The organism is Elioraea sp., assembly GCF_051860475.1.
Taxonomy (GTDB): domain Bacteria; phylum Pseudomonadota; class Alphaproteobacteria; order Acetobacterales; family Acetobacteraceae; genus Elioraea.
Map to the genome: position 1 here is coordinate 1 of NZ_JBHYDW010000160.1, position 8933 is coordinate 8933.

Below are 8933 nucleotides of genomic sequence, written 5' to 3' on the forward strand. Positions count from 1 at the left end.
GCGGCGATCGGGGCGGCGGCGTCGGCCATCCTGTCGGCCATGGTCCCGGCCGAGGCGGAGCGCTTCGCGGCACTCGCGGCCGAGGGAACGGCGCTGCGCCGTCTGGCTGGGCTCGAGTTCCCCTCCGACGCGGAGGCCGGATGGAAGATCGGCGAGGCGATGGCTGCGCTCGCGCTCGCCCGCGCGCAGCATGACGGCTTCAGCCGAGGCTGGACCGGTGTGGTGCCGACGGGACCGGGCAGTTGGCAGGGTTCGGCGCCGCTGGCCCCGCTCGGCGGCACCTGGCGCGCCTGGCTGCTGCCGGGCAACACCGCGCTTCGCCCGCCGCCGCCGCCCGCGCACGACTCGCCGGAGACCGCGGCAGCGCTTGCCGAACTCAAGGCCTATCCGCGGACGCTGAAGACCAACTCGGACGCGGTGTTCTGGGAGGTCTATGGCGGCGCGCGGATCTACCAGTTCTGGAACGAGCAGCTCGGCCGGCTGGCACTCGCCTACCGGCTCGGCGACGAGCCGGCCCGTCTTGCCGCGGCCTATGCGGCGATGACGATGGCGTTCTACGACAGCTTCGTGGCCTGCTGGGACGCGAAATACGCCTACTGGCACATCCGCCCCTCGCAGCTCGATCCGACGCTGACGACCGTGGTGTCGCCGCCCGCGCATCCGAGCTACCCCTCGGCACACTCCTGCCTTTCGACCGCCGCCGGGACGGTGCTGGCCGCGTTGTTCCCGCCCGACGCGCCGGCGCTGCTCGCGCTGGCCCGGCAGACGAGCGAGGACGGGATCGCGGCCGGCATCCACTTCCGCTACGACGTCGACGCGGGCGATGAGATCGGACGGAAGGTCGCGGCGATGGCGCTGGCGAAGCTGAAGCCTGCGTTACAGTGACTTCCGGCGCGCGCCATGCCACCTGAGAGGGCATGCCGCGCGTCGAGACTTGGCTGAAGGTGACGGACGGCGGGCTCTGGTGCGAGCCCGCCGGCCTCTTCATCGATCCCCTGCGCGCCGTGCCGCGCGCGGTGGTGACGCACGCGCACTCGGACCACGCACGGCCCGGCCACGGCGCGGTGCTGGCGACCGCCGAGACGCTCGCGCTGATGACACGACGGCTCGGCGAGGGGCGGGCAGGGGAGACGCAGCAGGCGCTCGGCTACGGCGAGACGATCGCGGTCAACGGCGTGCGCGTCACGCTGCGCCCGGCCGGCCACGTGCTCGGCAGCGCGCAGGTGGTGCTGGAGTGGCAGGGGAGCCGCGCCGTCGTCTCGGGCGACTACACGCCGCGGCCGCAATCGACCTGCGCGGCCTTCGAACCCGTGCCCTGCGACGTGTTCGTCACCGAGGCGACCTTCGCCCTGCCCGTGTTCCGCCATCCGCCGGCCGAGGCCGAGATCGCGCGGCTGCTGCGGTCGTTGCACGTCTTCCCCGAGCGCACGCATGTCGTCGGCGTCTATGCGCTCGGCAAGTGCCAGCGCGTGCTCAGCCTGCTGCGCGCGTGCGGCTACGATGCGCCGATCTACCTGCATGGCGCGCTGCCGCCGATGACCGAGATCTACCAGTCCTTCGGGCAGGATTTCGGTGACCTCCGTCCCGCAACGATCGCGAACAAGGACGCGTTGAAAGGCGCGATCGTGCTCGCCCCGCCGGGCGCGATCCAGGACCGCTGGGCACGCCGGCTGAACGACCCGGTGGTCGCGCTCGCCTCGGGCTGGATGCGCGTGCGCCAGCGCGCGAAGAGCCGCGGCGTCGAGTTGCCGCTGGTGATCTCCGACCACGCCGATTGGGACGAACTGAACGCGACGATCGCTGCGGTCGGCGCACCCGAGGTGTGGGTCACGCATGGACGGGAGGAGGCGCTGATCCATGCCTGCGCGCAGCGCGGCGTGCGCGGCCGCGCGCTCCACCTGATCGGCCGCGGCGAGGAGGACGAGGCGATGGAGGCGGAGGCATGAAAGCCTTCGCCGACCTCTTGGAACGGCTGGTGTTCACGCCCGCGCGCACCACCAAGCTCGCGTTGCTGCGCGACTGGATCGCGACCCAGCCCGATCCGGATCGCGGCATCGGACTTGCGGCCATCACCGGCGAGCTCTCCTTCACTGCTGCCAAGGCCGGGCTGATCCGCGCGCTCGCCGCCGAGCGCACCGATCCGGTGCTGTTCGCCTGGAGCTACGACTACGTCGGCGATCTTGCCGAGACGGTGAGCCTGATCTGGCCGGCGCGCGCGGGCGTGAACGCGGCACCACCCTCGCTCGCCGCGGTGGCCGAGACGCTGGCGACGGCGACCAGGGCCGATCTGCCGGGGATCGTCGCGGGCTGGCTCGATGCGCTGGATGCGTCGTCGCGGCTGGCGCTGCTCAAGCTGATCACCGGGGGATTGCGCGTCGGCGTCTCGGCGCGGCTGGCGAAGGTCGCGCTCGCCGAGCACTTCGCCCGGCCGGTGGACGAGATCGAGGAGGCATGGCCCGCGGTCGATCCGCCGTATCTGCCGCTGTTGCGCTGGTTGGAGGGGGCGGGTCCGCAGCCGCGTGCGGCGGAGGCGCCGGTGTTCCGCCCGCTGATGCTGGCCACGCCGCTGGAGGAGGGCGAGCTCGTGGCACTCGATCCGGCATCGTATCGCGCCGAGTGGAAGTGGGACGGCATCCGCGTGCAGCTCGTCGCCACGCGGCTCGGTCGGAAGATCTGGTCGCGTGGTGGCGAGGACATCACGCACGCGTTCCCGGAGATCGCGACCGAGATGGAGCGGCTGCACGCAGTGCTGGACGGCGAGCTGCTGGTGATCCGCGATGGCGCGGTCGCGCCGTTCAGTGACCTCCAGCAGCGGCTGAACCGCAAGACGGTCGGCCCGAAGCTGCTGCGCGACCATCCCTGCGCGGTACGCCTCTACGACATTCTGTTCGACGGCGAGGAGGATGTGCGCGGGCTCCCCTTCGATGCGAGGCGCGCGCGCCTGGAGGCGTGGTTGGCGCGTGTGCGCCCCGAGCACATGGATCTCTCCACACTCGTGCGATTCGTGTCATGGGACGAGCTTGCGCGGCTACGCGCGGGCGCGCGCGAGGCGGCGATCGAGGGGCTGATGCTGAAGCGCGCCGACAGCCCCTATCTCGCCGGGCGGCCGAAGGGGCCGTGGTTCAAGTGGAAGCGCGATCCGCTGACGATCGATGCCGTGCTGATGTACGCCCAGCGCGGCCACGGCAAGCGCTCGTCGTTCTATTCCGACTACACGTTCGGGCTGTGGCGTGCTGACGGTGAGCTCGTGCCGGTGGGCAAGGCCTATTTCGGCTTCACCGACCAGGAGCTCGCCTGGCTCGATCGCTGGATCCGCACCAACACGGTCGCCAGATACGGCCCGGTGCGCGAGGTCGAGAGGGCGCTGGTGCTGGAGATCGCGTTCGACGCGGCCCAGCTCTCCGCGCGGCACAAATCCGGTGTGGCGCTGCGCTTTCCGCGCATCAGCCGCATCCGCACCGACAAGCCGGCGGCCGAGGCGGATGTGCTGGACACGCTCTTGCGACTTGTCGAGAACCACCCGGATCGGCCATCCGGCTAGGGTGGCGCGACGAGGGGGACAGCATGGCCAAGGCGATCCACATGATGATCCGCGTGCTGGACGAGGCGCGCTCGGTGGAGTTCTACCGTGCCGCGCTCGGCCTCGGCATCGCGGACCGGTTCCAGTTCGACTCGTTCACCCTGGTCTATCTCCGGAGTCCGGAAGCCGATTTCGAGATCGAGCTGACGATCAACCACGGCCGGACCGAGCCCTATGCGCTCGGCAATGGCTACGGACATGTCGCGGTCGCGGTGGATGATCTCGATGCCGAGCACGCGCGTCTGACCGCATCCGGGTTCTCGCCGGAGCCGATCAAGGAGTTCCACCGCGAGGGCGCGTTGATGGCGCAATTCTTCTTCCTGACCGACCCCGATGGCTACCGGATCGAGGTGCTGCAGCAGCATGGGCGGTATCGCTGAGGCGAGCGCCGGCGCCTCGGCGCTCGCCCCCGTGCCACTATCCTGCCGCGATCCCATGTGCCTCTCCGGAATCCACGCGTTCCCGAAGGACGTCCGATTGCAGAGCCCATCTCCTTCCTGGTGGCGAGCTGCGCTCGCCGTGCTTGCCGCCGTCGGGTGCATGCCCGCCTCCGGAGCCGCGGTCGCGCAGCGTGGCGGTGCGCCGTCGGTGATTGTCGACGGGACGGTGCTCGAGAGCATTCCGCGCACGCGTCCGGCGCGGCCGTCCGCACCGGCGGCGCCCGTCGCGGCGCGGCAGCCGTCCCAGGCGACGGCGCAGCCCGTCGAACCGGCTGAACGGCGCTGGGCCGTGACAGGGTTCGCCGGCGTCTCGATCGACGAAGTGCCGTTCTCGCAGACGGTGTTGCAGCCGTGGAGCGGCGAGTGGGGGAAGGACACGATCCTGGGAGTTGCCGGCTCGTACCGGGTGGCGCGATTCTGGCGCTGGTTCACGATCGATGCGGAGCTCGGCGCCGGCGGGCGGGTCGGCCAGACCAACGCGGGCGAGGCCTGGGGCGCGCTCTACCTGCGGTTCGACGGATTTCCGTGGAACCATCTGCTCTACACCAGCGTCGCGGGCAGTACCGGGCTGCACTGGGTGTCGCGCCTGCCCGAGAGCGAGCGGGGCCCCCCCGAGCGCCGTGAGCCGAACACCTCGAACGTGCTGCACTATTTCGCGCCCGAGATCACCGTGGCCTTGCCGCATCTGCGTCAGCACGAGCTGGTGCTGCGCTATCACCATCGCAGCGGCATCTTCGGCGCGATAAACGGGGTGGATGACGGGGCGAACGCGATCGCGATCGGGTATCGGTATCGGCTGCCGTTCCATTGACCCGCGCGCCGCAGCGTGGTGCGGTGCGACCTCCATCGAACGGGGAGGTGTTGTCCGAATGATCGAGAATCATGCGCTGGCTCGCATCAAGGCCGGCGGTGTCGCGATCGGGCTCGGGGTACATCATCTGCGCACGGCCGCGACCGGGATGCTGGCCGAGGCGGCCGGCTTCGACTGGCTGTTCATCGATGCCGAGCATGGTGGCTTCAGCGAGGACCAGGCGACCCAGGTGGCGCTGGCGGCGTTGCCGACGCGGGTGACGCCGATCATCCGGGTGTGCAAGGGCGCGCTCGATCAGGCACCGCGGGTGCTCGACAACGGCGCGATGGGCGTGGTGATCCCGCATATCGATACAGCGGAGGAGGCGCGCGCAGTGGTCGCGGCCTGCAAGTATCCACCGCTCGGCCACCGCAGCCTGGGCGGGCCGCCGGCGCAGGCGCGGTTCGCCACGATCCCGGCGGGCGAGCTGATGGCGGAGATGAACCAGCGGCTTTTGACGATCGTGATGATCGAGACCCCGCAGGCGGTGGAGAACGCGGAGGCGATCGCGGCGGTGCCGGGGATCGACTGCCTGATGATCGGCACGTCGGACCTGACGGCCGAGATGGGGATCCCCGGGCAGATCGGGCATGAGCGGGTCAAGGCGGCCTATGCCGCGGTGATCGGCGCCTGCAGCAAGCACGGCAAGGTCGCGGGGATGGGCGGCGTCTACGACGAGCAGAACGCGCCGGTCTATATCGGCATGGGGGCGCGGCTGGTGCTTTCGGGCAGCGACCATGCGCTGCTGATGGGTGCGTTGAAGGCGCGCGCGGGGTTCCTGCGCTCGATAGAGGTGTAGCGCGATCAGAGGGCCAATGGCCCTTTGCGGGGTCCAGGAGCAGCGCCCCTGGCGGGGGCGCGGGGGCGGTGCTTCCGTTCCTTACTCGGCGAAGTACAGTCGCGCGGGGTTCTCGACGAAGATCATCTCGCGCGTCTTCGCATCGGGAATCCAATCGAGCAGCAGGTCGAGCTCCTTGACGTCGTCGGGCTTCGGCTCCATCCGCGGGTGCGGCCAGTTCTGCCCATAGAGCAGTCGGTCCGGTCGCGTCTCGACGAGGGCGCGCACGCGCTGTTCGACATCGCCGTAGGGCCAGCCAGAGCTGGATGAGTAGTAGAAGCCCGAGAGCTTCACATAGACCTTGCCTGTCTCGATCATCCGGAGCATGGCCTGGAACGCAGGGTGCGTCGCGGTGGCCATGCCGCCCGGTCCGGGCGGGACCCGGCCGAGATGGTCGATAATCACGGGGCAGGGCAGGCGAGCGATCAGTTCGGCCCAGGCCGGCATCTTGGTCCCGTCAGGGTCCTGCATGATGATGTGCCAGCCGAGGGGCGCGATGCGCTTCGTCATGGGCTCGACATCGGCGAGCGTGAGCCAGGCCGAAGCAAAGAAGAAGCGGAGCCCACGCGCGCCTTGGGCGTGCAGGGCGCGGAACCCGGCCGTGGTCTCGTCGGGTCTGGTGATCACCACGGCCCGGGCGCGCTCGATGCCGATCTTCTCGACCGCCTCGAGGGTGCAGCGGTTGTCGTGGCCGTAGGCGCCGGCCTGGACGACGGCGACGCGGTCGAAGCCGAGCCTGTCCATGAGCGTCGCCTTGTAGGCTTGCCAGTCGTAGGTCTTCTCGCCGATCTCGGGGGCAAGATAGGGGAAGCGGTCAGGATCGTAGACGTGGCTGTGGCATTCCACCGCGCCTCGCGGCAGTACGAGTTGCGGGCGTGTGGTGTCGGCCATCGTGGGTTCCCTCCCTGAGCGACGCGTGCGGCAGTCTAGAAGCGGGATCGCAAGCGGCAACCCGCACCGGTACGGAATCCAGTTGCGACCAGCTCGCAGTTGGCGTAGAGATTTCATGCGAATGATTTGCAACCGCAGCACGGACGAGACGCCATGACCGACCGCACCCCTTTCCTCCTGCACCGTCGCGCCGCCCTGATGGGTGGGGCGGCCCTGCTGGCAACACCCGCGCTGCTCCACGCGAAGGAACGGGTAGTGAACGTCTACTCCAGCCGCCACTACGACACCGACCGGGCGCTCTACGACGGCTTCACCGAGGTCTCGGGCGGGGTGCGGGTGCGGCTGATCGAGGGCGACGCCGACCAGCTGATCGAGCGCATCCGCAATGAGGGCGCGAACAGCCCGGCGGACGTGCTGGTGACCGTGGACGCGGCGCGGCTGGTGCGCGCGATGGATGCGGAGCTGCTCGCGCCGGTGAAGAGCCAGGTGCTCGAGAGCCGCATTCCCGGGCATCTGCGCGACCCGGACGGCCACTGGTTCGGCCTCTCCAAGCGCGCGCGCGTGCTGATCGTGCCGAAGGACTGGACGCCGCCGAAGCCGATCGCGCGCTACGAGGACATCGCCGACCCGGCGTTCCGCAACACCATCCTCGTGCGCACGTCGAACCACGTCTACAACATCTCGCTTGCCGGCTCGATCCTGGCGGCGAACGGCGAGGCGGGGCTCGAAGCCTGGGCGCGCGGCGTGGCCGCCAATATGGCGCGGCCGCCGCAGGGCGGCGATACGCCGCAGATCCTGGCCGTCGCCGCCGGGCAGGGGCGGATCGCGATCAGCAACACCTATTATCTCGCCCGCCTGCTGCGCTCGGCCAAGGCGGAGGAGAAGGCGGCGGCGGAGACGCTGAAGCCGATCTTCCCGAACCAGGCGGACCGCGGCACGCACGTGAACATCTCCGGCGCCGGCGTGGTGCGCACCGCGCCGAACCGTGAGGCTGCGCAGGCCTTCATCGAGTACCTGACCTCGATCAAGGCACAGGAAATGTTTGCCAACGGCAACAACGAGTATCCGGTGGTGGACGAGGTGAACGTGGTGCCGGAGGTCGCCGCCTGGGGCCGGTTCAAGGAGGACCGGCTGAACGCGACCGCCTATGCCAAGAACGGCGCGCAGGCGCTGGCGACCATGCAGCGCGCCGGCTGGCGGTGAGCCAACCATGCCAGGGGAGGGGGCTTCGGCCCCCTTCTTCCGCTCTTCAATTGAGAACGGTTCGCAAATGCCGGTGAGCGCCCTCATCCATCACTCCCGCCGCCCTGATCCGGTTGACCTGTCGCCTGCCGCGCAGGTCGTTCTTGGGGCGGTTCGCGGCTGGTTCCACGCCGGTGGACAAGGGCCCGGGCTCTGCCTGACGCTCGCACGCGCCGGCCTGCCGGCCGGGGCGGTGGCGCGGTTCGCGGCTGCGCTGGGTCTCATCGGCCTTTCCGCACGCCGCTCAGTCGACATGCGCACGCCCGGCGCGCCTGGCCTGTCGCGCGATGAGGGCTTGCTGCTGGTCGCCGTTGCCGCGTTGCAGGCGGGCGAACCCTGGCGGGCCCAGCGCGTCGCCGCGGAATGGCTGCCGCCCCGCCTTGTCCCGCGCGTGATCGCGTTGCTGGCGCAGTTCGCCGCGGCCCTTGTCTCGGCTGGCCTGCGCCTGCCACGCGAGCCGGTCGACGAGGCTTCGCTGCCGCCGGCGTGGCGGCCGGAGCGGCCACCATTGCTGCATTGAACCGGTTCGTCGCGCGGCCGCCTCCCCTCGCTGCGCGACGGTCCCCGGGCGCCCGGACCCGTTCCCCCGGCACCGCCCCAACATCGCTCCGTTCCACTCGCGCCCCGCGACATCCGCGGGGCGTCTCTTTTTGCCGCGATGCGCACGAACGGGCGAGGCCGCGCGATGTGAAGCAAGGCCAGCGAGAGGCAGGCTTTGCCACGCGACCGCCAAGCACCTCCCTGGTGGGCTCGTCCGTAACCGTGTATCGCAACGCGGCGATGTGCCGCATCCGGCCTGTCCTGCACCTGCTGCTCGCACTCGCGCTGCTCGTCCAGAGCGGCACGGCTGCGGCGCAATGCGTGCGCGCGCTGCGCGGCTCCGGTTTCGCGATCGAGATCTGCACGGCCGAGGGCGGGCTGCGTGTCGTGCATCTTGGCACCGAGGAGCCTGGTGCGCCGGCTGAGCACGCGCCCGGCTTCTGCGCCGCCTGTCACGCCCTGCCGCAGCTCGCGCTGCCCGCGCTCGCAGAGCCCGCCGCGTTCGCGGCCACGCCCGTCATCTGGCCAGCCCAAACCGATCCGCCCGCCCGC

The 8933-nt window shown here is 70.4% G+C and carries 10 protein-coding genes; 9 read left to right on the forward strand and 1 reads right to left on the reverse strand.

Features of this window, described 5'->3' with window-relative positions; genetic code table 11:
• From ACTIFU_RS20245 to ACTIFU_RS20270, 6 genes are all read left to right on the forward strand, one after another.
• Positions 1-885, forward strand: an 885-nt coding sequence (locus tag ACTIFU_RS20245) for a phosphatase PAP2 family protein (RefSeq protein WP_439580127.1), incomplete at its 5' end; no start/stop codon positions are given.
• Positions 886-917: 32 nt separating this feature from the next.
• On the forward strand, positions 918-1946 hold the full coding sequence (locus ACTIFU_RS20250; RefSeq protein ID WP_439580128.1) for a ligase-associated DNA damage response exonuclease: 1029 nt from the start codon (positions 918-920) through the stop codon (positions 1944-1946).
• Complete coding sequence (locus ACTIFU_RS20255) at positions 1943-3541, forward strand: cisplatin damage response ATP-dependent DNA ligase (protein ID WP_439580129.1); 1599 nt, start codon at positions 1943-1945, stop codon at positions 3539-3541. Before ACTIFU_RS20250 ends, ACTIFU_RS20255 begins: the two co-directional genes overlap by 4 nt.
• A gap of 23 nt (positions 3542-3564) precedes the next feature.
• Complete coding sequence (locus ACTIFU_RS20260; protein WP_439580130.1) at positions 3565-3960, forward strand: VOC family protein; 396 nt, start codon at positions 3565-3567, stop codon at positions 3958-3960.
• Positions 3961-4120: 160 nt separating this feature from the next.
• On the forward strand, positions 4121-4831 hold the full coding sequence (locus ACTIFU_RS20265) for a hypothetical protein (protein WP_439580131.1): 711 nt from the start codon (positions 4121-4123) through the stop codon (positions 4829-4831).
• 58 nt (positions 4832-4889) lie between these two features.
• Positions 4890-5669, forward strand: coding sequence for an HpcH/HpaI aldolase family protein (locus ACTIFU_RS20270; RefSeq protein ID WP_439580132.1), 780 nt, complete (start codon positions 4890-4892; stop codon positions 5667-5669).
• Positions 5670-5750: 81 nt separating this feature from the next.
• Here the strand turns inward: ACTIFU_RS20270 and ACTIFU_RS20275 are convergent, their stop codons facing one another.
• Positions 5751-6599 carry an amidohydrolase family protein gene (locus tag ACTIFU_RS20275; RefSeq protein ID WP_439580133.1) on the reverse strand — a complete coding sequence of 283 codons (849 nt, stop codon included), beginning with the start codon at positions 6597-6599 and terminating at the stop codon, positions 5751-5753.
• 153 nt (positions 6600-6752) lie between these two features.
• On the opposite strand from ACTIFU_RS20275, the gene ACTIFU_RS20280 reads away from it, so the two are divergent.
• The 3 genes from ACTIFU_RS20280 to ACTIFU_RS20290 form a co-directional block, all read left to right on the forward strand.
• On the forward strand, positions 6753-7802 hold the full coding sequence (locus ACTIFU_RS20280) for an extracellular solute-binding protein (protein ID WP_439580134.1): 1050 nt from the start codon (positions 6753-6755) through the stop codon (positions 7800-7802).
• Between the two features lie 7 nt (positions 7803-7809).
• Entirely contained in the window at positions 7810-8361 is a 552-nt protein-coding gene (locus ACTIFU_RS20285) for a hypothetical protein (protein WP_439580135.1), read from the forward strand.
• A gap of 224 nt (positions 8362-8585) precedes the next feature.
• Positions 8586-8933: hypothetical protein (locus ACTIFU_RS20290; protein WP_439580136.1), on the forward strand; the 348-nt coding region annotated here is incomplete at its 3' end.